This is a genomic window from Pseudoalteromonas sp. SANK 73390, assembly GCF_054966645.1.
In genome coordinates this window covers 1-24,361 of record NZ_ARPN01000058.1, presented here as the reverse complement: position 1 = coordinate 24,361, position 24,361 = coordinate 1, and the positions used below count along the sequence as shown (strand labels likewise).

Annotated in this window: 29 protein-coding genes and 1 tRNA gene; 11 read left to right on the top strand and 19 right to left on the bottom strand. The window is 39.5% G+C overall.

Features of this window, described 5'->3' with window-relative positions:
- The first annotated feature begins 238 nt into the window (after positions 1 to 238).
- From SANK73390_RS09245 to SANK73390_RS09225, 5 genes are read left to right on the top strand one after another with little or no spacing between them, the layout of a single operon-like run.
- Entirely contained in the window at positions 239 to 904 is a 666-nt protein-coding gene (locus SANK73390_RS09245; protein WP_462765651.1) for a Bax inhibitor-1/YccA family protein, read from the top strand.
- 55 nt (positions 905 to 959) lie between these two features.
- A complete protein-coding gene (gene tusD / locus SANK73390_RS09240) occupies positions 960 to 1,313 on the top strand; it encodes a sulfurtransferase complex subunit TusD (RefSeq protein WP_462765649.1) in 354 nt (117 codons plus the stop codon).
- Entirely contained in the window at positions 1,310 to 1,666 is a 357-nt protein-coding gene (gene tusC / locus SANK73390_RS09235; protein WP_462765647.1) for a sulfurtransferase complex subunit TusC, read from the top strand. Before tusD ends, tusC begins: the two co-directional genes overlap by 4 nt.
- A complete protein-coding gene (locus SANK73390_RS09230) occupies positions 1,663 to 1,935 on the top strand; it encodes a DsrH/TusB family sulfur metabolism protein (protein WP_462765645.1) in 273 nt (90 codons plus the stop codon). Before tusC ends, SANK73390_RS09230 begins: the two co-directional genes overlap by 4 nt.
- 3 nt (positions 1,936 to 1,938) lie before the next feature.
- Positions 1,939 to 2,268 carry a TusE/DsrC/DsvC family sulfur relay protein gene (locus SANK73390_RS09225; RefSeq protein ID WP_462765643.1) on the top strand — a complete coding sequence of 110 codons (330 nt, stop codon included), beginning with the start codon at positions 1,939 to 1,941 and terminating at the stop codon, positions 2,266 to 2,268.
- 84 nt (positions 2,269 to 2,352) lie between these two features.
- Here SANK73390_RS09225 and SANK73390_RS09220 read toward each other — a convergent pair whose 3' ends face one another.
- The 9 genes from SANK73390_RS09220 to trhO form a co-directional block, all read right to left on the bottom strand.
- Positions 2,353 to 2,655 (bottom strand): DUF1330 domain-containing protein, encoded by a 303-nt coding sequence (locus tag SANK73390_RS09220; protein WP_462765641.1) that lies wholly within the window; start codon positions 2,653 to 2,655, stop codon positions 2,353 to 2,355.
- A gap of 89 nt (positions 2,656 to 2,744) precedes the next feature.
- Entirely contained in the window at positions 2,745 to 3,080 is a 336-nt protein-coding gene (locus tag SANK73390_RS09215; RefSeq protein WP_462765640.1) for a zinc ribbon domain-containing protein YjdM, read from the bottom strand.
- A gap of 195 nt (positions 3,081 to 3,275) precedes the next feature.
- Complete coding sequence (locus tag SANK73390_RS09210; RefSeq protein ID WP_462765638.1) at positions 3,276 to 3,440, bottom strand: hypothetical protein; 165 nt, start codon at positions 3,438 to 3,440, stop codon at positions 3,276 to 3,278.
- A gap of 77 nt (positions 3,441 to 3,517) precedes the next feature.
- Positions 3,518 to 4,063, bottom strand: a complete 546-nt coding sequence (locus tag SANK73390_RS09205) for a methyl-accepting chemotaxis protein (RefSeq protein WP_462765636.1) — start codon at positions 4,061 to 4,063, stop codon at positions 3,518 to 3,520.
- A gap of 173 nt (positions 4,064 to 4,236) precedes the next feature.
- Positions 4,237 to 4,854 carry an FKBP-type peptidyl-prolyl cis-trans isomerase gene (locus SANK73390_RS09200; RefSeq protein ID WP_261593446.1) on the bottom strand — a complete coding sequence of 206 codons (618 nt, stop codon included), beginning with the start codon at positions 4,852 to 4,854 and terminating at the stop codon, positions 4,237 to 4,239.
- Between the two features lie 72 nt (positions 4,855 to 4,926).
- Positions 4,927 to 5,295, bottom strand: coding sequence for a hypothetical protein (locus tag SANK73390_RS09195; RefSeq protein ID WP_462765633.1), 369 nt, complete (start codon positions 5,293 to 5,295; stop codon positions 4,927 to 4,929).
- 51 nt (positions 5,296 to 5,346) lie between these two features.
- Positions 5,347 to 5,437 (bottom strand) — tRNA-Ser (locus SANK73390_RS09190).
- A gap of 68 nt (positions 5,438 to 5,505) precedes the next feature.
- Positions 5,506 to 5,907 (bottom strand): hypothetical protein, encoded by a 402-nt coding sequence (locus tag SANK73390_RS09185; protein ID WP_462765631.1) that lies wholly within the window; start codon positions 5,905 to 5,907, stop codon positions 5,506 to 5,508.
- A 126-nt stretch (positions 5,908 to 6,033) separates the two neighbouring features.
- The gene (gene trhO / locus SANK73390_RS09180; RefSeq protein ID WP_462765629.1) at positions 6,034 to 7,020 is read right to left on the bottom strand and encodes an oxygen-dependent tRNA uridine(34) hydroxylase TrhO; all 987 of its coding nucleotides are present in this window, start codon (positions 7,018 to 7,020) and stop codon (positions 6,034 to 6,036) included.
- 225 nt (positions 7,021 to 7,245) lie between these two features.
- Between trhO and SANK73390_RS09175 the strand changes: the two genes are divergently transcribed.
- Both SANK73390_RS09175 and SANK73390_RS09170 read left to right on the top strand, forming a co-directional pair.
- Complete coding sequence (locus SANK73390_RS09175; RefSeq protein ID WP_462765627.1) at positions 7,246 to 8,568, top strand: DEAD/DEAH box helicase; 1,323 nt, start codon at positions 7,246 to 7,248, stop codon at positions 8,566 to 8,568.
- Positions 8,565 to 9,398 (top strand): CvfB family protein, encoded by an 834-nt coding sequence (locus tag SANK73390_RS09170; protein ID WP_462765652.1) that lies wholly within the window; start codon positions 8,565 to 8,567, stop codon positions 9,396 to 9,398. The genes SANK73390_RS09175 and SANK73390_RS09170 overlap by 4 nt, the downstream gene beginning before the upstream one ends.
- A gap of 366 nt (positions 9,399 to 9,764) precedes the next feature.
- Here SANK73390_RS09170 and SANK73390_RS09165 read toward each other — a convergent pair whose 3' ends face one another.
- The 4 genes from SANK73390_RS09165 to SANK73390_RS09150 all read right to left on the bottom strand — a co-directional run bounded on the left by SANK73390_RS09165 (position 9,765) and on the right by SANK73390_RS09150 (position 13,091).
- Positions 9,765 to 11,828, bottom strand: a complete 2,064-nt coding sequence (locus tag SANK73390_RS09165) for a TonB-dependent receptor plug domain-containing protein (RefSeq protein ID WP_462765625.1) — start codon at positions 11,826 to 11,828, stop codon at positions 9,765 to 9,767.
- Between the two features lie 250 nt (positions 11,829 to 12,078).
- On the bottom strand, positions 12,079 to 12,300 hold the full coding sequence (locus SANK73390_RS09160) for a DUF1289 domain-containing protein (protein WP_462765623.1): 222 nt from the start codon (positions 12,298 to 12,300) through the stop codon (positions 12,079 to 12,081).
- A 73-nt stretch (positions 12,301 to 12,373) separates the two neighbouring features.
- Positions 12,374 to 12,871 (bottom strand): LytR/AlgR family response regulator transcription factor, encoded by a 498-nt coding sequence (locus SANK73390_RS09155; protein ID WP_462765621.1) that lies wholly within the window; start codon positions 12,869 to 12,871, stop codon positions 12,374 to 12,376.
- 88 nt (positions 12,872 to 12,959) lie between these two features.
- Positions 12,960 to 13,091, bottom strand: a complete 132-nt coding sequence (locus SANK73390_RS09150; protein ID WP_462765620.1) for a hypothetical protein — start codon at positions 13,089 to 13,091, stop codon at positions 12,960 to 12,962.
- Between the two features lie 593 nt (positions 13,092 to 13,684).
- Between SANK73390_RS09150 and SANK73390_RS09145 the strand changes: the two genes are divergently transcribed.
- Together SANK73390_RS09145 and SANK73390_RS09140 are read left to right on the top strand one after the other, a co-directional pair.
- Positions 13,685 to 14,512, top strand: a complete 828-nt coding sequence (locus SANK73390_RS09145) for a DUF6973 domain-containing protein (protein ID WP_462765619.1) — start codon at positions 13,685 to 13,687, stop codon at positions 14,510 to 14,512.
- Complete coding sequence (locus tag SANK73390_RS09140; protein ID WP_462765617.1) at positions 14,509 to 14,877, top strand: hypothetical protein; 369 nt, start codon at positions 14,509 to 14,511, stop codon at positions 14,875 to 14,877. The genes SANK73390_RS09145 and SANK73390_RS09140 overlap by 4 nt, the downstream gene beginning before the upstream one ends.
- Positions 14,878 to 15,091: 214 nt before the next feature.
- Here SANK73390_RS09140 and serS read toward each other — a convergent pair whose 3' ends face one another.
- The 6 genes from serS to lrp form a co-directional block, all read right to left on the bottom strand.
- On the bottom strand, positions 15,092 to 16,393 hold the full coding sequence (gene serS / locus SANK73390_RS09135) for a serine--tRNA ligase (protein WP_462765615.1): 1,302 nt from the start codon (positions 16,391 to 16,393) through the stop codon (positions 15,092 to 15,094).
- Between the two features lie 9 nt (positions 16,394 to 16,402).
- Positions 16,403 to 16,783, bottom strand: coding sequence for a fluoride efflux transporter CrcB (gene crcB / locus SANK73390_RS09130; protein WP_462765613.1), 381 nt, complete (start codon positions 16,781 to 16,783; stop codon positions 16,403 to 16,405).
- Positions 16,776 to 18,116, bottom strand: coding sequence for a replication-associated recombination protein A (locus tag SANK73390_RS09125; protein ID WP_462765612.1), 1,341 nt, complete (start codon positions 18,114 to 18,116; stop codon positions 16,776 to 16,778). The genes crcB and SANK73390_RS09125 overlap by 8 nt, the downstream gene beginning before the upstream one ends.
- Positions 18,117 to 18,121: 5 nt before the next feature.
- On the bottom strand, positions 18,122 to 18,757 hold the full coding sequence (gene lolA, locus SANK73390_RS09120; protein WP_462765610.1) for an outer membrane lipoprotein periplasmic chaperone LolA: 636 nt from the start codon (positions 18,755 to 18,757) through the stop codon (positions 18,122 to 18,124).
- Complete coding sequence (locus SANK73390_RS09115) at positions 18,757 to 21,321, bottom strand: DNA translocase FtsK (protein WP_462765608.1); 2,565 nt, start codon at positions 21,319 to 21,321, stop codon at positions 18,757 to 18,759. The genes lolA and SANK73390_RS09115 overlap by 1 nt, the downstream gene beginning before the upstream one ends.
- A 68-nt stretch (positions 21,322 to 21,389) precedes the next feature.
- Positions 21,390 to 21,869 (bottom strand): leucine-responsive transcriptional regulator Lrp, encoded by a 480-nt coding sequence (gene lrp, locus SANK73390_RS09110; RefSeq protein ID WP_261592416.1) that lies wholly within the window; start codon positions 21,867 to 21,869, stop codon positions 21,390 to 21,392.
- A 141-nt stretch (positions 21,870 to 22,010) separates the two neighbouring features.
- Here lrp and ald point away from each other — a divergent pair, with 141 nt between their 5' ends.
- Both ald and SANK73390_RS09100 read left to right on the top strand, forming a co-directional pair.
- Complete coding sequence (gene ald / locus SANK73390_RS09105; protein ID WP_462765606.1) at positions 22,011 to 23,132, top strand: alanine dehydrogenase; 1,122 nt, start codon at positions 22,011 to 22,013, stop codon at positions 23,130 to 23,132.
- A gap of 163 nt (positions 23,133 to 23,295) precedes the next feature.
- On the top strand, positions 23,296 to 24,351 hold the full coding sequence (locus SANK73390_RS09100) for a Kelch repeat-containing protein (RefSeq protein ID WP_462765604.1): 1,056 nt from the start codon (positions 23,296 to 23,298) through the stop codon (positions 24,349 to 24,351).
- The last annotated feature ends 10 nt before the right edge of the window (positions 24,352 to 24,361 follow it).

Here is a 24,361-nt window from a genome sequence, read left to right as displayed (position 1 = left end):
GCAGCGGGGCGAATATTAGAGAATCCAATCGATAATGTGAAGCTTTTTTTGCAAAAAAAAGTTTAAGTGTTCAAAAAACCTCACATTTGCTCAAATGTAAAGCAACTTTTAATATCTAATGGAACTTTTTCTAATTTCACGACTCTATTTGATCGACAATGTTTGCCGAACCATATAACTCTTGGTAATCTTAACTCAGTTTAATTATTGGAACATTTGCTCACTAAGGAGTTTAACCATGGCGTTCAATCACTCGTACGATACTGCTCAGCCGGCAATGTCGACCATTGAAACTAATAAAGTATTAAAGAATACATACTTTCTTCTAGCAATGACATTGGCATTTAGTGCCATCACTGCCGGTATTTCAATGACAATGGCATTACCTCGTTTTACTGGCATTATATGCTCACTCGTTGGTCTGGGTTTAATTTTTGTAATTCACAAAAAAGCAAACTCATCTTCAGCAGTTGGCTTAGTTTTCTTATTTACAGGTATTATGGGCTTTGGCTTAGGACCATTACTTAACCATTATGCAGCGATGCCAAATGGTGGCATGTTAATCATGCAAGCTTTGGGTTCAACTGCTTTAATTTTCTTTGGTTTATCTGCATATGCACTAACTACTAAAAAAGACTTCTCGTTTATGGGTGGTTTTTTAACGGTTGGCTTAATCGTTGTAGTTATTGCAAGCTTGGTAAATCTGTTTATTGGAAGCAGTATCGCTTTTATGGCTCTTAATGCTGCTGTAGTACTGATTATGTCGGGCTTTATCCTTTATGATACAAGTCGTATCATCAACGGTGGTGAGACTAATTATGTGTTAGCAACAGTTGGCTTATACCTTAGCATTTATAATTTATTTACTTCATTGCTTGCTCTTTTAGGCGCAAATAATGACTAACCAGCCACATCTGGTAAACTAAGCCCCATTATGGGGCTTTTTTTATGGTCATCTTTTGAGTAATTTTGTTTTATCTTTACATAGTGATATTGCAGATCATAACTGCTTACAGCAACTATCTCGCTTTGCGCATACCGCAATACAAAGCGGTCACCAAATTGACTGTATTTTTCTATACCAAGATGCCGTCAGTCACGCATCTCAGTATTTACAGCTTTCTTCGGACGAACTCAATGTTCAGGCTACATGGCAAGCACTCGCTGACTTAGATATTACTTTGTTGTTGTGTGTTACAGCTGCTGAAAAACGCGCAATAGATGTTAAAAATACAGGGCTATTTAAAGTGGCTGGATTGGCTGAATTTGCTATGTTAAGCGCCAAAGCCGATAAATGGGTGCAATTCAAATGAAAAATGTATTAGTTATCAGTACAACCAGCCCGTTTGATAGGCAAAAAATACGTGATGCATTAGACACCACATTAATATATGCAGCAATAGACCAAAACATATCATGGCTGTTATTAGATAGCGCGGTGCTGGCTTTAAAAAAGCCTCAATCAGCAAGCCATATTGGGCTAAAAGACTATTTTAAAGCCATCAAAACGCTAGAGATATATGATATTGAACAAATATATGTTTGCGCAGACGCTATGGAGAAATATCAACTAGATAAGCAGCAATTAAATATTACAGCTATTGCGCTCAGTAAACAACAACAGCAACAACTTTTACAGCAACAAAACTTTGTGGTGAACTTATGACTCTTGAAACTGTACACTTACTCGCTAAGCCTGCTACCTACTATCAAAACTTAAATTTAGAGCACCTTGTAACCAATAAAGATGCAATCGTGCTTATTGGGGATGCTTGTTATGACCACCACAGCTATAGCACACTGGCGGGGCAACATTTTATGCTTACAAACTGTGCAGTTGCTAGGGGCATCACTCCTAAAGATGGGATTAACTTAATCAGTGATATCAAATGGGTTGAACTTATTGATAGCGCTAAAAAATCAATAACTTGGTAACAAATGATAGAATTTAACAATCAAACAATCGATACAGATAAACAAGGCTATTTACTTGACCACACGAAATGGCACAAAGAACTCGCGCCCATTATTGCAGAGCAAGAAGGCATAACTCTAAGTGAAGCTCATTGGGAAGTAGTCAATTTTGTTCGCGATTTTTACGAAGAATATAATACCAGCCCAGCAATACGCATGTTAGTAAAAGCAATGGCCAAGAAGCTTGGTGAAGATAAAGGAAACAGTATGTATTTATATAAACTATTTCCAAAAGGCCCGGCAAAACAAGCAACTAAAATTGCTGGCTTACCCAAGCCTGCAAGATGTATTTAGTCTCTTAGGCACCCCAAATGTCGTTCACACAGTTTTTCATTCTGGTCCGCTAGAATTACTATCCATGTGAACGATACAGAGCTACTAAGCTTGTTTTTCGTAGCTGGCAATAATCACCGTATTGCGTACAGATGCTTCAAAATACTGCCTCTTAATACTTTGATAGTCATTATCTTCAAAAAAATTATTGGCTGATAGCTGAGTTGGGAAGTTAATTGTGAAAACACGATTTATTGGTTCACTTACTTGTGAGAGTAACACCTCTGACACCATAAAATCATACCCAAAAGCCCCTTCAAAGGTGGCTAAAATAGGTTTCATGGCCGCTCTATATTGCGCATAAATTTCATTATCTGAAACCTCCAAACCTACTAACATTTCATACATAGTTCTAGCTCCTTCACTTTATGAACATGGGTGTTTATATTTTTTCGCCGATACCAGACATTAACAAAACTGGACATTATGAACCAAGGTCATGCCTTTTTCACGAACTTTGCAGTCACCATCATTTCACCTACCCCATCTACTTTGCAATCTAGTTCATGATCTTTTTTATCTAAAACTCGTCTCACTAGAGCCTTAGTGCCAATTTTAATCACTTGTGAACTGCCTTTAATTTTGAGATCTTTTACAACGGTCACTTTGTCACCGTCAGACAATAAGGTTCCATTTGCGTCTTTGACGCAGAGCAACTGTTCTTCTTTAATTTCTGATGGGTTCCACTCATGTGCACATTCTGGGCATACGAGGTTATTTTGATCTTGATATACATATTCAGACTGACATTTTGGGCAAGGAAGGAATGACATAAGCTACTATACTCATTTTAAAGTTTGAATCACCACCAGCATTTGCGCCAGTCGCTTTGCAGCACTAAAATACTTAGGCTGACCAGTATATCATTTAGCGACAGGGTTTTAATATTTGTGTCGTGTATTTTAAAAGAAAAAGTCAATAAAAAGCGCCCTTAAGGCGCTGCTAGTTTCACAAAATAATTAAACAAGTTAATAATATTCGTCGCCTTCAACCCGCCGTACTTTGTATCTATCAATCAAGTCGTCCATTTCCATAGCAGCTTCTGCAATACTAGATGCAGAAACGGCTATTTGTTCAGTTCCAGCAACATTTTCAGTCGCTTTTTGAAAAATATCCGTAATATTTTTGCTCACTTCTTCAATTGCGTCGCTTTGCTGTTGTGTAGTTATAGAAACAGATTCGGTAACAGACTCTACTTTTTTTGCTTGGTCTACAATTTTGCTGAGTGCCGCTTTATCTCTTCAGCTCTGCTCGCGCCCTGTATGGCATTTTCTTTTCCTTGCGTTATCACTTGAGAAGCATGCTTTGAGCTTGATTGCAATTCAGATACTAATGCTGAAATTTCTTCCGTCGACTTTTGTGTTCTACTTGCAAGGCTTCTTACTTCGTCTACCACTACTGCAAAACCACGCCCTTGTTCACCTGCCCTTGCCGCTTCAATCGCTGCATTCAAGGCTAATAAGTTAGTTTGTTCAGCAATACTTTGGATCATATCAACCATACTAGAAATGCTACCAACACATTCATTGAGTTCATCAACTGTGTGTGCAGACTTTGCCATATCTTCGGACGCTTGTTGAATTACACTCACCGCGTCCGACACAACCTCTTGCCCGGCAACAGATTCCAGTGCTACCATTTTCGCATACTCTGAATTTTCGCTCATTGATAAAGCAATACCTTGTACATTCGCACTCATTTGCTCTGCCACCGATGCAATAGTCTGAATACCCGTTTGTTGTTCTACTAAGTTCACTTGACTTTGACTAATCGCAACGGCTGTTTCATGAGTCGACGTTGCTATTTTCTTAGATACTTTCCTAAAAATAACTAAAAATTATTAGCTACTGATAGCAAACTTCGATATGTAAAATTGAAAAAGCCCAGTTAAACTGGGCTTTTACGTAGAACGTTATCACAACTTGGTGATTATAATACGTCTAATAACTCAACATCAAATACAAGCGTTGAGAAAGGTGCTATTGCTGCACCTGCACCGCGTTCGCCATATGCAAGTTCATGTGGAACATATAAACGCCACTTTGATCCAGCAGGCATTAGCTGTAATGCTTCAGTCCAACCTTTGATCACACCATTCACAGGGAACTCAGCAGGCTCACCACGATCGTAAGAGCTATCAAATACAGTACCATTAACTAAAGTACCGTGATAATGAACACGCACTTTTGAATCAGCAGTTGGTTTTGCACCTTCACCTGTTGTTATTACTTCATATTGAAGACCTGATTCAGTTACCGTGATTTCAGCGCGCTTAGCATTTTCTTCCAAAAACGCAACGCCTTCTGCTGAAAGTACTTTTGATTCTTCTTCGCGACGAGCTTGAATTTCTGTGTTTATTTTTTCAAAGGCAGCTTGGATCTCAGGGATCTCAACTCGGAACGCATCGCCTGCGTATGCGTCTTTCATTCCCTCAAATACTGAGTGCAGGTTTAAGCCTTCAAAAGGATTTGCTTTAAGTTGCTCACCCATTTGTAAGCCAATTCCGTAGCTTGCTTTTTCAGCATCTGTATTAAATAAATCTGACATAAATTAATTCACTTTCGTTTCTATTATAAGACGCGGGCAGTGTACCATAGCAAATGATGAGTTTAAACGCGTTCAAGAAGCATTATCTGCTTGCTGAGCTTTGAACTTTTGCACAATAAATGTCGCTAAAGGTAAACTTAGCGCCAGCCCTAACCCAAGTTCAACGCTATATTGAACAAGCCGCTGCGTGTAATAATAACCAAAACCTGCAATACCAACCAAACTGACTGTAACAGATGCTAACATCGGCCAATAAGTTTCATATTTGGTAATTAAATGTCCAACTAATAAGTTAAAAATAAAAATCAGCCCGAGTGTTTTTAATAATGTTGGATATTGTTGACCGTCAATGGCTAAGCGCAGGGCCATTTCTAAGCCACTCAAGTAGAAAAATCCAAATACAATCCATAAACTTGCGTGTTTAACTACTATTGCTGACATCACTGCCTCCAAACGAAAAAAACCGCCAATAAGGCGGTTTTGGGAATGAGGTGGCGGAGAGATAGGGATTTGAACCCTAGAAGGGCTACAAACCCTTGCCGGTTTTCAAGACCGGTGCTTTCGACCACTCAGCCATCTCTCCGTTGTTGGCGCGCATATTAGTGGTTTTACTTGTGGCTGTAAAGTACTAACTTAACTTTTTTGTATATTTCAATAATATTGCTTAGGTCTTTTCGCAAACCAGGCACATATCAAACTTAGTAATAAACCTGAGACGAACAATACACTACCCTTAACAACAGTAATCGCGACTTCATTTGCAGGTATTAGTGCATTTAGTAATAATGGAGTAAAAGAAACACTAACCACTAAAAATAATATCTTAAATGCTCTAAAAAACTCAAAACGTTGCATATAATTCATCCAGATAGCAATAGACAATACTAATAAGCAAGGAACGACAAAACCAAGTAACTGCTGTTTGGTTAAACTTAGAATATAGCCACTCAGTAAACCGCCAAGTGCGCTCCATATTAACCAGATCCACCAGCGCTCTCGCTCTTTTAAAAACAAATTGCCCATGTCCATCACTATTATTGTTATTGGAGACACAATTAGCCTAACAAATATTCACTGCTAAACACAACCATACGAAAGCATGACATTTGGTTGCAAATGCAACAAAAAAGCCGCAGTAATTGCTGCGGCTTCATGTTACTTTTTAACGTATCATACGAACTAAGCTGATTGTTTTCTCTGCGCTTCTTTTTGAGCTTGTTTTGCTTCTTTTCGTTGACGTAGAACTTCTTGAGCTTCATGCCCTATGTGTCCCTCGCCACGAGCTTGCGCAAGCTCCATCTGTTTTTGGCGCTCGGCAAAACGAGCACGCTGCTCATCTGTCAGTGAATCATGACAGTGATGGCAAGATACACCTTCCATATACTCATCTAATTGCATCTCTTGCTCAGTAATAGGCATACGACATGCGTGGCATTGCTCATATGACCCTTTTTGTAAATCATGATCAACCGCAACGCGATTATCAAATACAAAGCACTCACCTTCCCATAAAGACTCTTCTTTAGGGACATCTTCTAAATACTTTAAAATACCACCCTCTAAGTGATACACCTCATCAAAACCCTGCTCTTTCATATAGGCCGTTGATTTTTCACAGCGAATACCACCTGTACAAAACATCGCTACTTTTTTATGTTTACTTGGGTCTAGGTTTTCTTGTGCCCACTGGGGGAATTCTCGAAATGTTTTTGTATTAGGGTCTATCGCATGCTTAAACGTACCAATTTCAATTTCATAATCATTACGTGTATCTACTACCAATACATCAGGATTTGAAATCAATTCGTTCCATTGCTGAGGTTTTACATAGCTTCCAACTACTTGGAGTGGATCAATGCCCTCGACACCCATTGTCACTATTTCTTTTTTTAGTTTGACCTTAGTGCGGTAAAACGGACAGGTTTCATCGTAAGATTCTTTATAAACAATATTATCTAAGTTTGGTTGCTTATCTAACCAAGCCAATAATTGATCAATACCTTCTCGCGTTCCAGCAACAGTGCCGTTAATACCCTCAGCAGCAAGCAATAAAGTACCTCTAACTTCATTTTGCTCCATCACATCATGTAAAGGTTGGCGAATTTTTTCAAAGTTTGGCAACGACACAAATTTGTACATGGCGCAAACCACAAATGGCTTAGACATAAAGTAATTCCTAATTTTCAGCTTTAAACTTCGCATTTGATGCTTATCATCAACATCAAGCGCACATAAACCGAACCGTAAATCCGGCGCTAGGGCGCGTATTTTACGTATTTTTACGATAATTGCAAAAACCAGAGACGCAAATCACTTTATTGCTATCAGTACAGTACATAGCTTTGCTATAATGGCTGGCTACTATCCGTATAAGTTTTGGAGAAAAACGCTTTGCACTTTACCGAATTAGGCATAGAAACCCGCCTAGAAAAACAACTTGCCCATCAGGGGATCACGACACCAACCGAGATCCAAAGCCAAGCAGTTCCAACGGCAATTGCCGGGCACGATGTATTTGCACAATCTAAAACGGGTTCAGGTAAAACGCTAGCATTTTTACTGCCAGCGGTGCATCGCGTAATGAAACAGAAAGCCCTTAGTAAGCGTGATCCTCGTGTACTTATCATTGCACCAACTCGCGAACTGGCTACCCAAGTTTTTACACAATGTCGACTTTTAATTGCCGGTACAAGCATCAGCGTAGTGAAGGTACTTGGTGGTGAAAATTTCAATGACCAAGTTAAAGCTCTACGCAAGGATCCACAAATTGTAATTGGCACTCCTGGTCGCATAGGAGATCATCTCGCACAGCGTTCACTTCAGCTTGCTGGGTTAGAACTTTTAGTATTTGATGAAGCTGACCGCATGCTTGATTTAGGTTTTGCAGAACAATTGAACAAAATCAATGACGAAGCAAACCATAGATTACGTCAGACTTTATTGTTCTCCGCCACACTTGATCACGCACAAGTTGAAGTGACTTCACGTAATTTATTACGAACGCCGAAAAAAATTATTTTAAGCGATGCGCATCAACAGCATGGCGATATTCAACAAACCCTATTCTTTGCAGACCATTTAGATCATAAAGATGCTTTATTAACCCATTTTGTCACTCAAAAAGACGTTGGCCAATGCATTATTTTTACCGCCACTCGTACCGACACGGTACGTATTAGCCAGCAACTATCTGAGCTTGGCATCAAAGCAACCGCTTTGGCTGGCGATTTGGCGCAAAATAAACGCTTAGACATTATGGATGCCTTTAGCCGTGGTTTATTTAAAGTACTGGTGACCACTGACGTCGCATCACGTGGATTAGATTTGTTAAGTGTTACTCACGTGATTAATTTTGACTTACCTAAACAAGCTGAAGAGTATGTACACAGAATTGGTCGTACAGGTCGTGCTGGATTTAAAGGCACTGCTATCTCATTAGTAGGTCCAAAAGATTGGAATAGCTTTGTTGCAATTAAAAATTACCTAAATGATAAGCTAGAGTTTGCGACAGTAGAGGGTTTAGAGGCTAAGTTTAAAGGCTTTAGACCTGCTAAACCAAAAGTTGACAAGCCCGTAGCGAACAAGCCTGTTGCCAAAAAGCCACTTAAAAAAGTCACAAAATCCAAAGCTAAAGTTAAAAAAGCCATCCCTGCTCCTTTTAATATAGATGGCAATACCCCACTTCGTCGCAAACCAAAACCAACTGAGGAATAAACATGTTAGGTCGTATTGAAACATTAATGATCAGTGAAATTTGCGCTGAAGGTGCCTATTTAAATGGTAATGAGTTAGGTGAAGTATTTTTACCTTCTGCTGAACTTGAAGAACATCTAGAAGCAGGCGACAGCGCACAAGTCTTTATTTATCAAGATTCACAAGGTCACCCCACAGCAACCACCAAAACGCCGGTTGCCCAAGTTGGTGAGTTTGCACTGTTGCGTGTAAAAGCACTGTCGACTGTCGGTGCGTTTATGGATATAGGCATCGATAAAGACGTGTTAGCGCCGTTCAATGAACAAAAGCCAAAAATGCAAGAAGGTCGCAGCTATTTAGTCAAACTCTACCTAGATAATGCAAGCCAACGCATATGTGCCTCTAGCAACCTCAATAAGTTCGTGAATAAAACTGAACCCAGCTATGAGAAACTCCAAGAAGTACGGCTTATCGTCGCTGCTAAAACTGACATTGGCTACAAAGTAATTATCAATGAACTGCACTTTGGCGTGGTGTTTTTTAACACTGTTTTTAAGCGCATGTTTGTAGGTCAAAAACTAACGGGCTTCGTAAAATCTATACGCGAAGATGGTAAAATTGACGTCGTACTTGAAAAGCCAGGTATGGAAAAAGTGACTGGCTTAGGCGAGCAAATTTTACAAGCCCTTCAAGATAATGGCGGAAATCTTCCTTTAGGGGATAAGTCTGATCCAGAACAAATTAAAAAAGCCTTTGCCACCAGCAAAGCAAATTTTAAAAAAGCCATTGGCGGCCTTTTTAAACAAGGCAAAATTAACATTGAAGCTAAATCAATTTCTTTAAAAGAGTAGCGCAATCTTATATAAGCAATGCTTAGGTATTAAGTATTGCTTATGTCATTTCCACACATTATTAGCTTCCTTTTTAAAAAGAAATAACGTACTTGTACGATATTTGACAGTCATTGGATATATCTATTTATTATAATTGAGTTATACAGAACTATATCAATTCGCTTAATTAAGTGAGTTACTTTGAGGCAATGAAGCCTGATCGATAGCAACACTCTTGCTAAGGTACCTAAATCAATATAGAAAAAGCAGAAATTTTGCTATTTAGTTGTTCTTAATGAATCCAATTTACTTTTTTACGTTGTTCAAAATACCTTCGCGAGTTTACCCTGTTATTTACCACCCTCTAAGCCGCAATCAAACAGACTAAAATGTATAACTAAACTGAAAGCGTAAATTTCTGGGAGCTTGCGGGTATTTTACTGGAGATGTACCACGCCCATTGCTGTGAAAATACTCTTCATCAAATACGTTCTCAATATACACGCCATATGAGTAGCGCTTGGTCTGCTTAAAAATATGCATATTGAGCGTTGCCCAAGATTCGACTTTTTCAATACCAGTATCACCGGTATTGAGTAGATTGGCCTCGGTATAAGTTGCGCCCCAGTGATCAACAAAACCAGCTATTCGCCACGAATCGGTAAGGCGATAAACCAACCCAAGTTTTATTTTATATTTTGGTACATTCAAAACTTGCCGTTGTGCCCCAACCTCTTCATCATCAGGTTTCACATAACGATAGCTAAACTGCCCTTGCCAATTATTCATTTGAAATTTTAATTGGTTTTCAAAGCCATAAATACTATGCTTGCCGGTAATACGAGTTTGCCAAATACCCTGTATTGGATCGAGTATTTTTTCATAGAAGTTTTCCGCTTTCATATGATAAAGCGCTGCAATATTTGCAAACTGAATATCATTGTAAATAAAACTTTTACTCCAATTCAATTCTGTCATTTTCATGGTTTGCGACTCAAGTTCATCATCTACAACCAAATCAAATTCAAATATTGTTGGCGGTCTGAATGCCTCACCATAAGTCAATTTGACGGCTTGAGTGTCGTCATTTTGATACACTACACTGGCGCGCGGCAGGTAAGCTGAATTAGTAAAGTCTTGCTGATTATATCTAAGCCCTGCGCTTAGTTTCAGACTTTTATTATCCCAATTCAGCGTCTTTGAGTATTGCCCATATAACGCATGTTTTTTTGATTTTTCTTTTTCTTTAGCCCACTCAGTTGGCGTAAATAATGTAATCTGTCCATCGATTTCTCGATATTTCACTTTCCTGCCAATAACTGTACGCCAGCCATCATAGCCAAAAATCACATCCGACTGTTCACTTACTTGATACTGCCACTGCGTATTCAACCTCACCCGGTCTGAAGGGCCAATGTCTTCTCGCTCATTATATTGAATAAGGTCTTGGTAGCGACTTGCCCCCTCAGGTACAACCGTTGTGAGCCTATCTTTCTCTTTGTATTCTCGAAAGTAGCTCAGCTCCACAGTACCTTGCCATTGAGGACTTACTGTAATCGCTTTGCCCACATAATAGTTCTCATAACCTCTTCTAGAATCATCGCCTGTTATATAGTCATAGGCTACCGCCTCTATACCACTCACATTCTTTGCCCTACTAACATTAGCGCCCATATACACATTTTGATAACTTAGCTTGCCATCAAGGGTATAGTTTTGTTCATCATTTCTAAATGCTTCTGAGTCTAAGTTTCTTAACGGATCTTTACTACTGCGACTAAATTCAGATGTATTCATGACAAACTCTTTCACTTGAGTATAATCTTGCTTACTTTCAAAATAACTCGCGCTTAGCGACACAGATAAATCATTTTCTTTATGATTCAGTAGCAGATGTGCGTGCCGAGTACCGACTTCACCACCAAGTAGAAATAACTCATTGCCTTGCTGCTCAAGACGTGTAATTACGTTTATAACACCCTGAGTCGCATTGCCACCATATAATGTGGAGTTTGGCCCCTGCAGTACTTCTACTCGCTCAATTCTCGCTGCTGGGAAGTTATTCATAATAAACGCCTCATTGGCGAGTAGATTTTGAACTTCTCTACCATCAATTAACATCAAGGTACCGGACATATTGCCTGTAAATCCGCGTTGCCCGCCAGGTAACCAGCTCCATTGATAGAAATAGTCCATATTTGGAATACTCGCTAATATTTCTTTTAAGTCTCGCCAACCATAGCTTTCAATGTCAGCTCGACTCACAACGTATACCGTGCCCGATGAAGACAACCAAGGTTCACTCTTTTTTGCAGCAACTGATACTTCTAGCTCTAATAGCTCCTCAAATGCTAATGAAAACAACGAGCCTTGCTCAACACTTTGAGTTTGTGCGTTAGAAAAACCCACATAGATAACAGCTATTACTGAAATACAACGAAAATTCATAAAGTATTAATTCGATGACGTATTTTGAAAAAAGTATAGTACAAATTTTAATAGTCGATAGTCTATAAACAGCCAGAATCAACTTGGTTAAGTATGACAACCTAACGCAGAAACCCTAGACAGTGTAGAACTTAAGGTCGAGTTGCTTTATTACAACTACAAGATATTGCTGAATGCATGTTATTTAAATGAGTAGATTCTCTTAAGCTTCAGGGCCATAACTTTAGATATGAAGTAGATTTGAATTCACTTAAATACCTTTCTTATCATGATCGGAGTGAATCTCATTGTGACAGCGTTTTTCACAACGGGATAATATTAATGCACGCTGCTCATTAGTGGCACTTCCCCATGCCAATATTTCATCTAACGTGCGATAACACCCTAAACAAATATCATGTTCGTCTAAACAACAATTGCGTACACATGGCGAAGTAATTGGTATGGTAGATTTAGTTTCTCTATTATTCATGTGTCTTCCTCTGAAATTAAATATAAGAGATAGACAAGAAACCGACAAGTTTTGTCTATTCTCTATAAAAAAGCTAACAAACTTTTTTATAGCATCGGCTCACTTTCAGTATATCACCTGAATTTAAATAAATTAATCCATCACCAAAGTTTGTAATTTCCAGCCGCAGCACCATATTGATATTAATTGCATAATAACGATGAATTTGTGCAATATCTTGTTGAGATAACCGAGCAACAAATATTTTAAGCGTACTTCGTGTTAATAAATCTTGATTTAATAACTTAATAAACACAAAGTCACCTACCGCTTGAAAATAAACAATATGGGAGATTTTAACCTGAATCAGTACTTCATCAGTTTGTACTGCTATAGTATTTTGTTTCCCAACATGATCGTTACATGCTTCTTGCAATTCTTCATAATGTGATTTTTCATTGAGTCTGGCACGCAATCGCTCAATCAAAATGTTAAACGGAATACTATCAATTGGTTTGAGTAAGTAATCAAAGGCATTCTTTGCAAATGCCTGTAAAGCACATTGCTGATGTGCTGTAACAAAAACAATCAAAGGCAACTCACTCTGCTAATACTCAAAAAAAGCAAAGCCATTCGACCTTGGCATCTCAATATCTAAAATACAACGTCTACAGTATTGTTTATCCGCAGTGATAATTCATCAATCGCGTATAATGCTCACATACAGAAAATTCACTGTATGACTTGAGTGCAATAGTGAGCCCTTTGTGTGCAGCAACTTCATAATCGACGATCCAACATTGAAATGTCATCGTATACTTCCTGTATTGGTATAACGAGTTCAGCCGCAAATAAGTGTCAAGCTTGATAACATACCTATACAATTAGAGGTTAATAAAATAAGCCAAGCGGCATTGCGTTGAAATTTATATCGCTTTTCAAGCATGCTGCAAGAAACTCATTTATAACAGTCCAATTAATTATGTGATCTATTTTTAAGCAATGAAACCTTGTAGATATAGGCAAGGTAGAAATTTTGCTATTTAATCTTTCTAGAACAGAAATTTTAACGTAGCCAATGTCAGATGTAGCCCCATAAATGATTAAGTATTATTGCGGATTACGATTATAACCTCAATGAGTAGATCCTAAATAACGAAACAATAGATAGTATTTGAATATTAGTAACACTTACAATTCATTGCAGTAGGGATATTGAAATGTTAAATGACATCAGTTATAAAGTGACTAGCAGTTGTTAATGAAACCACTGAAGCACCCCAACAATTATTAACACTGCAATTATATAGACGCTAAACCTGTAAAATTGCTTACATAGCAATTTTACATTTTCGTCAACTTAAATAATTTCTACTATAGCAAGGTAATATACAAGGATTGATTTATGAATAAACTACAATTAATTGGCTTATCTATCAGCTTAGCCTGTACTCATAGCTATGCACACGAAAATGATATTAATAAAAATACTCAACAGGTTGAGAGTCGTGCTTCGCAGCAAGTAAATATACTATCTATAATGCAAAACTCACACTATGCTTCTCTACCACACTCGCAGTCAAAAGCTAAGTTTTACCAATTTATCGAGCAAGTAAAACAACAAAATCCACATTTATCTGTTGAAGAAGTGATCAACTTGCTAGATGCGCTTCCATCTAAAGAAACACTTGAACAAGCACGAGCATTCACAGATAAAAAAGGTTTTTTATACGTATCACCCTTATATATTGAGGTAATACGCTCGCAATGGAATAGTTTAAACATCTATGAAAAAGCATTAATTGTCTCAAACCCTGCAAATGCTTACCTGACCGATGTTACCAAAGATAAGGCTTATACATACACCAATAATAAATATGGACACAATGGCCTAGGAGATGAGTCTGATGCATTTCGGCACGCTATATGGAATGCATTGATGAGTAAATATATTAGCGAGTTTTGGGCATATCAATTTGCAACAGCCCACGAACAAAAAACACAAGATGAACTCAATAAGTATGCACGTGACGGTAACTTAGAAAGCGAGCATCAGAGAATGGATTTACACAATAATAAAGAAGGGCGCGATTGCTGGCATTGGAATGATTCTATTTTGTATACATCTGATGCTACGTTAATTAATCGTGTTGAAAACAAAGTAAAAAATAACCAAAAAAAATACTGGTCAGTTATACTGGTTAAACTAATCATATTATGGGGCAACCTATGAAAAAAAATATATTATTAGTAGTATTTTATACTTTATTTAATCTTTTAGGTTGCCAGCCTTCAAACTTAACGATCGAGGTTATTGTTAGTAATAATACAAAAAAAGCAATTAAAGCTGACTTCTACGTTTTAAAACATAAAATTTATACACCCATTGTCATTGAACCAAATACACAAATGACATTTTATTTACCCTCAGGTGAAATAAATAAACGTATAGAAGAACAAGGCTTCTCAACCGGTAACTTGAAGCTAGCCTCTGAGCCAGACAAATTTAGTTACGAAATATGTGGATATATAGAAGTCGCTACAAACAAAGTGTGTGGTAAAAATAAGCACTATTTGAATATTGAAAATGAGTCTTGATATAAATACACAAATAATAATCTTTGTGAGAATCTAAAAGCACTCAAATTGACGAGTGCTTTTAGACTAAGGCGTGTTGAACTTTGAGGTATGAATTTCATTCAAATCAAAGGCTGGCATAGAATAATATGCGGCGCAGGTTCTGGCTTGCCAAAACACCCGAATGACTACTGCAAAAGCACACAGCAAAAATCAACACGCCCTACTTAAATTTTCAATTAATTACTTCTAACCCACCCATGTATGGGCGTAATGCTTGAGGTACTACAACACTGCCATCTGCTTGCTGATAGTTTTCTAAAATAGCCACTAAAGTACGACCTACAGCCAAACCTGATCCATTAAGCGTATGCAGTAACTCTGGCTTTTTTTCACCTTGACGGCGAAAACGCGCCTGCATACGACGGGCTTGAAAATCCCACATGTTTGAGCAAGAAGAGATCTCACGATAGGTATTCTGTGCCGGTAGCCAAACTTCTAAATCGTAAGTTTTAGTCGCACCAAAACCCATGTCACCGGTGCAAAGCACAACTTTACGATAAGGTAACTCTAATACTTGTAGGATTTGCTCTGCATGACCTGTTAGCTCTTCAAGTGCCGCCATTGAATCTTCTGGCTTAACGAGCTGTACTAATTCAACTTTATCAAATTGATGTTGACGGATAAGACCTCGAGTATCGCGACCATAACTGCCCGCCTCACTTCTAAAGCATGGAGTATGCGCAGTCATACGCACTGGTAGCTCTTTTTCATCAAAGATTTCATCACGAGCACAATTAGTCAGCGGTACTTCTGAAGTTGGAATTAAACTAAAACCATCTTGCTCAATACCATCATCATTTACTAGGCCTTTGGTATGGAATAAGTCCTCAGCAAACTTAGGGAGTTGACCTGTGCCAAATAAGCTGTCTTTGTTAACGAGTAAAGGCACATACATTTCGGTATAGCCATTTTTGTCGGTATGCGTATCAAGCATTAGCTGCGTAAGCGCACGATGCATACGCGCAACCCCGCCTCGCATAACTGTAAAGCGCGCGCCACTTAATTTAACACCCGCTTCAAAATCTAAGCCTTTGCCTAGCGACTCGCCTAAATCAACATGATCTTTCACTTCAAAGTCATATTGCTTTGGTTTGCCCCATTTTAAAATCTCAACATTATCATCTTCATCCTTACCTTCTGGAACACCCTCCGCCGGAAGATTAGGAAGTGCCATTGCAATATCGTTTAATTGCGTAAGAATACTATCTTGCTCAGCTTTTGCGGCCGCTAGTTGGTCACCCAAGTTTGCAACAGCATCGAGTAATGGCTGGACATCTTCACCTTTGGCTTTTGCTTGACCAATCGCTTTGGAACGGCTATTGCGCTCACTTTGTAATTCTTGTGTTTGAGTTTGTAATGCTTTGCGTTTTTCTTCTAACGCATTAATTGTTTCAACATCCAGAGCAAAACCACGTTTAGCTAAACGTGCAGCTGCTTCTACTATGTCTTGACGTAAGTATTTTGAATCTAACATTTGCTATTTTTAACCTTTTTGCATGACCAAGCAAAGGCCCAACCAAGCCATAAAAATACACACAACAACGTTGAGTGTGACATTAAGAGCCATTTTCAAAATTTGCCCTTGCTGCAACAGCAGCACAGAGTCCATCGAAAATGTAGAAAACGTTGTTAATGCACCCAAAAAGCCAATACCAATAAGTGTTTTGGCGGGGCTAACGGTAATAATTTGTCTTTCTATTAAACCGTAAAGAATGCCCATTAACAGTGAACCAAGAATATTAACGGTCAATGTACCAAAAGGGAATCCTTTACCCAAGAGTTTTAGCATCATATCGTTAATGAAAAACCTTAAACAGGCGCCTAGTGCACCACCTAATGCAATAGTAAGGTACATTTTAATCATCTTTATACCTTTTCGCGTCACTTTGCTGGTTTTGTTGCTGTAGATACTCTAATTTAGATTTTATTTGCTTTTCAAGTCCACGATCGCTGGGGTGATAATATTGCCTATCTTTAACTTGCTCTGGAAAGTAGTTCTCGCCCGCAGCAAAAGCGCCAGCCTCATTGTGCGCATAACGGTACTCTTCGCCATACCCTAACTCTTTCATTAATGTTGTTGGGGCATTGCGCAAATGCACTGGCACTTCAAAGTCGGGGTCGCTCATTGCATCTTGTTTTGCTTGATTAAACGCTATATAAACTGCATTACTTTTTGCTGCGCTGGCAAGATAAATCGTCGCTTGAGCAATTGCACGCTCTCCTTCGGAGGGACCTACTCGCTGGTAAATATCCCATGCATTAAGCGCAACTTGCATCGCTCTTGGATCTGCGTTACCTATGTCCTCTGTTGCAATCGCTAACAGCCGTCTAGCAACATAAAGAGGATCACCGCCACCAGCTAAAATTCTACAGTACCAATACAGCGCTGCATCAGGACTGCTGCCACGTACTGATTTATGAAAAGCGGAAATCAAATCATAGAAAATATCTCCCCCTTTATCATATTTTGCCAAATGGCTAGGTAAAACATGCTCTAATACTTGACTATCAATGACTACTTGCTGGTCCTGATGTTCAGCTAAATCTACGGCCTGTTCAAGCAAATTTAGAGCTTTACGTGCATCTCCTGAACTGGCTTGAGCAAGTGCATTGAGCGCCTTGGGAGAAATATTAATAGATAGATGTTTAAGCTGTTCGTCTTGTTCCAAAGCACGTGTTAATACTGTTACCAGTTCATCTTGAGAAAGCGCTTTGAGGGTGTATACACGAGTACGAGACAATATAGCGTTATTTAACGCAAAGCTGGGGTTTTCTGTTGTCGCACCTATAAAAATAAAAGTGCCATCCTCAATATGAGGTAAAAAAGCGTCTTGCTGGGACTTATTAAATCGATGAACTTCGTCAACGAACAGCAACGTTCTGCGCCCTTGCACTAAGCGACCTTTTGCTTCGACAACCGCTTCACGAATTTCTTTAACGCCTGAGGTAACAGCTGATAGTTGCGTAAGCTCAGCTTGAGCATGATATGCAATGACTTCAGCAATGGTTGTTTTACCCACTCCCGGAGGACCCCAAACAATCAAGCTATAACAGCGACCTGCCTCAATCGCTTTATAAAGCGGTTGGTGTTGATTTAAAATATGGGACTGGCCAATATATTGTGATAAACAAGTTGGCCGCATTCGGGCGGCCAACGGTCTTACATCTGGAGCGAAATCAAAACCGAGACTACTCACGGCACTTATTCACCTTGCGTCTGATCGTCAACAATAACACCTTGTGGCACCACAAAACTAAATAGCTCGACAGGCAACTGACTATTTAGTTGCGCGTCAGAAAAGCTAAAACTTGATGTCTGTCCAGATACATCTTTTACACTGATTGCTTTTAAACTGTGTTGCTTTGAAAATTCTACTTCTAACACCTCAACCTGCGATTCAATACCTTGATTTGGAGTAACTTTGTAACCAGTCTGGGTTTGAGAAACTTGATATTTAGCCCATTGCTCATCAGCACGTGAAGTAAGGAGCACAAAAGGTGTGGTATCAATTAACCCACTGGTATTCATCACAGTTACTTGATCTGCAAACGTATCATAGTAGTAAGTTTTATTACCATCGGATACAAACAAGGTTTCATCTGGCTGTAGCTGCTGCCAACGAATTTTTAACGGGTGTGCCAATGCAATATTCCCTGAACCCTGTTGTAACAAGTTTCCTTGTTCATCAAACACTTTTTGCGAAAACTCAGCTTCAAAAGTATTGATGTTACTGAGCTTCGCTTTTAAATCACTTGCTGCATCAGCCACCGCACTCACACTTAACACTGCACTAAATAGCATGACACTACACTTAAATAATTTACTTTTAATTTTCATTAATTTGCTCCACCTTTTGGCACGAGTACTTCTCGTGCTCCATTATGTCCTGGTGCACTAACCACACCTGAAGCTTCCATTTGTTCAACCAACCTTGCAGCACGATTATAACCAACCCGTAGCTTGCGCTGCACACTTGAAACTGATACTTTGCCTGATTCAATCACAAATCCAACCGCTTCATCATATAGAGGGTCTGACTCTTCATCAGCGTTTTCAGATGCTTCACCCGGAAGTAAAATATCCTCAGTTGCATCACCACACAATATTTCTTCAACATAGTTAGGCTTACCACGCGCTTTCCAATCACTCACTACGGCATGCACTTCATGATCATCTACAAACGCACCATGTACACGCACAGGTACACTGGTACCCGGCGGTAAGTACAGCATATCACCCATACCAAGCAAGTTTTCTGCACCTTGCTGATCTAAGATGGTTCTAGAGTCAATTTTACTAGAAACCTGAAACGCCATCCGAGTAGGAATATTCGCTTTAATCAAGCCCGTAATAACATCAACCGATGGACGCTGTGTTGCAAGGACTAAATGAATACCTGCAGCCCGTGCTTTTTGCGCAATACGTGCTATCAACTCTTCAACTTTTTTACCAACAATCATCATCATGTCAGCGAATTCGTCAATCACCACTACAATGCTAGGCAATTTGTCTAATTCCTGTGGCCCCTCTGCCATGCCATCGGTATCTTTAAATAAGGGGTCTAAAATTGGCTGACCTGCCGCTTTCGCATCTAGTACTTTTTGATTGTAGCCTTTCAAATTTCGCACACCCAATGCCGACATCAGCTTATAGCGTCGCTCCATTTCCCCCACACACCAGCGCAGTGCATTGGCGGCTTCTTTCATGTCTGTAACAACCTCGCACAACAAATGAGGGATCCCCTCATAAACAGACAACTCCAGCATTTTAGGGTCAATCATGATCATACGTACGTCTTCAGGAGGCGATTTATATAGTAAGCTTAATATCATCACATTAACGCCCACTGACTTTCCCGACCCCGTAGTACCCGCAACTAATAAATGTGGCATTTTTGCCAAATCAGCAACCACCGCCTGACCCGCGATATCTTTACCTAATACCATCGTAAGCGGAGACGCGTTTTGCTCGAACTTTGGCGCGTTTATCACTTCAGATAATCGTACAATTTCACGATGCTTATTTGGCAGCTCCAAACCAACATAAGTTTTACCTGGAATAACCTCTACCACGCGCACACTCACAGCTGATAATGAGCGCGCCAAATCCTTAGCAAGCCCTGTAATTTTAGCTACCTTAATACCTGGAGCTAAATCTAGCTCAAAACGTGTTACAACAGGGCCGGGATAGACACCAACCACACTAGCTTGAATATTAAAATCTAATAACTTTACCTCAACCAAACGTGATACTGCATCTAGCTCTTCTTTTGATATTGGATTCTTTTGTTTATCTGGCCGGTCAAGTAAATCTAAAGAAGGCAAAGGCTCCATTGGTGGGCGTTCTTCAAGCAATGCTTCAAACTTTTCTTTTGCCGTAGGTTCAGGTTTAAAAGTAGATTTAGGCTCAGCTGGTTTACTCGATTTTAAAGGTCTAGCAGGTGAAACCACCGTGGTTTCTTTTACCGGTTCTGCCGCAGACTCATCTAAGGCATTGAGTGCAGAAGCGGTATCAAAGCCCTCATCATCGATAGCTGAAAAATTAATTTCCTGTTCAAGGATATCATCTAGTTCATCAAAAACATTATTGTGTGCAGGTGCCGCTTCACTTTGTGGCTCAGGCGTTTGATGAAGCTTAGTTTCATTTTTGCTAGAAAAAAGCTTTTCTTTTAAGCTCAATAATTTGGTGGACTGTTTTTGCTCATGCTGCGTTACTGGAACAGTTTGCTCTTGCTCCTGTGAACTATCAATTTCTTCAATTGGTTTTGATAAAGTCGGTTGTGAATGGTCACGTTCAGGCCCCATTTCCTGATCATCACGCTGTTCAAACCTTGCCATAAGCCATTTGAAAAACTGTATGACCTTTTCACCCAGATAATCAACAAACTCAACCCAAGAAACCCCTGTAAGTAATGTTAAACCAGCAAAGAAAAAACACAGCAGTAAAATAGATGTACCAGTAAAATTAAATGCAGGCATCATTGCACCCGCAACAACATCCCCTACCACTCCACCTGAAGAGACACTGAATATATCGTCAAAGTTGATACTACTGATGGCACTTGCTGAGGTAATGAATAAGGTAAGACCAATTATCCTCAGCCCAAGGGTTGTATAGTCTAGCTGTAAGATTTTATGTGGCTTTTTAAATAATAAATAACCTAGAGTTTGAATGGCCGCTGGGACCAAAAAAGCAAGCCAACCAAGGCTTACTAATAAAATATCAGCGACCCAAGCACCTGCCGAGCCCGTTACATTGTTTACTTGAACATATTCACTTGTTTGTGACCATGCCGGATCGGCCGGGTCAAAGCTTATCAATGCACACAAAATAAAAATGGCAGCAGCAGTACTGATAATTAATCCGGTTTCAAGGAGGCGTTGTACACCATTTAGACGCATACTGGCGTTTTCCCCTATTTTTGTTCTTTTATTAGCAATTTACTAGGCACACCTTAACAAGAAAAGGCTCATGGTGCATAGGGTTTTATGATTTCGCCTTCCTCACCCTTTACCTCTTCCATCACAACGTAAGTACGACTTTCACTCACATTAGGCAGTTTTAATAAGATTTCACCCAGCACCCCGCGATATTCTGACATATCGGTTACGCGTGTTTTAAGCAAAAAATCAAAGTTTCCTGATACCAAGTGGCACTCTATAATCTCGTCATGTTGACGCACCGCTTGATTAAACTTATCGAACACATCTGGCGAATTTTTATTAATTGTGATCTCTACATAAACCAGCAACCCTTGTCCAAGCTTAGTAGGATCAACTACCGCCTTATAACCTCTAATATAACCTTCTCTTTCAAGTTTTTTTACTCGCTCCAAACAAGGCGTAGCACTCAAACCTATGCGCCGCGCAAGTTCCACGTTAGAAATCCGACCATCTTTTTGTAATTCGACTAATATTTTCCTGTCGATTCGATCTAATTGTTGATGCATTTTTATAGTCTTTTATTCTGCCTAATGAATTAAATTAGTTAATAACACTACAACATTAGCGTAAAAAGGTGAGACACACTACTAATGCATATATATAATAGTCGAAAATTTTATCCCGTTCTGCTTTAGAGGCAATTTATTATGATTATTGGTGTACCTAAAGAAATTAAAAACCACGAGTACCGTGTAGGTATGGTTCCTGCGAGTGTTCGTGAGCTAATTAACCATGGCCACCAGGTTATCGTTGAAGACAATGCTGGTATCGGTATCGGATTCACTAACGAAGACTATGTAGAAGTAGGCGCAACTGTATTAAATACAGCTGCAGAAGTATTTGCTCAAGCAGATATGATCGTAAAAGTTAAAGAGCCTCAAGCTGTTGAACGTGCAATGCTACGTGAAGGCCAAATCCTATTCACATACTTGCATTTAGCCCCAGACCTACCACAAACTGAAGATCTTGTGAAAAGCAAATCTATTTGTATCGCTTATGAAACAGTGACTGACCCACGTGGCGGTTTACCACTACTGGCACCAATGTCTGAAGTAGCTGGTCGTATGTCTATTCAAGCTGGTGCTCAAGCACTTGAAAAGTCACGTGAAGGCCGCGGTATGTTGTTAGGTGGTGTACCGGGTGTTGAACCAGCAAAAGTAGTTGTAATTGGTGGTGGTATGGTTGGCCGTAATGCTGCACAAATGGCTGTAGGTTTAGGTGCTGATGTCACTATTTTAGACCGTAGCATTGATGTATTACGTTCACTTAACGCACAGTTTGGCAGCCAAGCAAAAGCAATTTACTCAACAGCTGATGCGCTTGAGAAACATGTTTTGGAAGCAGACCTTGTTATTGGCGGTGTACTAATCCCAGGTGCAGCGGCACCTAAACTAGTAACTGCTGATCACATCAAAGCAATGAAGCCAGGTGCTGCAATCGTTGATGTTGCAATCGACCAAGGCGGTTGTATTGCAACCTCTAAGGCAACAACTCATGCTGAGCCAACATATATCGTGGATGAAGTAGTTCATTATTGTGTAGCAAACATGCCTGGTGCTGTTCCACGTACCTCTACTTTTGCACTAAATAACGCAACACTCCCGTACATCATCAAACTAGCGAACAAAGGCTATAAAGCGGCGCTACTTCAAGATAAGCACTTTATGGATGGCTTGAACGTATTAAACGGTCAAATCACTTGCAAAGAAGTTGCTGAAGCTTTCAACATGGAATATGTTGATGCACATACTGCGCTGCAAAATGCTTAATTAACATTCTAAACAGCCTGCTCGAAGAGTGGGCTGTTTTGTACCCTAAAATCAAATTATTATTCACTCCCCTCCAAGACAATAATTTTCTTATAATAAAAAAGTCTTATTGTAAACGTCAGAATATTTGTTATCGTTTCATTTGTACCCAAAAAGGATGATTATGAAACGTCGAGTTTTTATTCGCAAGTTTGCCCAATTTTCTTTATTAGCATGTTCGCCAAGCTTATTGGCAAGCTCATTTCATAATAATGTAAACTGGATTAACAAACCCCGATTACCCAAACAAATTCAAGAACTTTACCCCTGCTTGTATAAAAATAACCTTGTCTTAGCTGGTGCGCTTGAACAAAGTACTATAGAACATGCAACAATGGGAGTTATGGATGCATCCAGTGCTTGCTATTTATTTGACTTGAGCAAACAAGTTTGGCGATTGGGACCTGAGTTACCTGTAAAAAGACATCATCTAGGATTAATCACTACAAAAAAGGGAGTACTGGCAATCGGAGGCTTTGCTGCCAGCAAATCTAACCCTTGGCAAGTTCGCGCAGACACTTTTGTACTTTCTAACTTAGAGGATCACTGGCACACTTCAAAACCACTTCCTAATCCACAAGCCGAGTCTGGTTATGTAAGAATTGGCGACAATGCACACGTCATTTCTGGACGAGGCATCGTACATGGTCATTTAACTGACATTAACAGTCACGTTTTTTTTGACGGCACAAAGTGGCAACAAGCCGCACCACTGCCTCTTGCCAGAAATTCAGGCGCATGTGTTGCAATGAGCAGTGGTTGTCTGTTAATTGGAGGGCGTATACAGCAAAAGCGGCATCAAAACCAAACTCGTGTTGACTTTTATGACCAGCGAACAGATAAATGGTTTGAACTCGCCCCAACGCCTTTTGCTTCATCAGGTATCGCAGCTGCTAGTTACAACAATAAAGTGTATGTATTTGGGGGAGAGCAATATAATTACAGTATCAACCGTGCAGGGTTAACTATCATGCATAGTAAAACCTTTAAACAGGTATGGGAGTACTGCTTTACCAGCGATAAATGGCAAACTTTGCCTATATCAATGACCTCAACACGTCATGGCTTAGGTGCTATTAGCACCCAAGAAGGCATTTACTTGATTGGTGGAGCACAGCGTGCTGGAGGTGAGTTGACTACCAACACGGTTGAGCTACTTCAATTAAATAATAATGGCTAGGGTCTGTCGA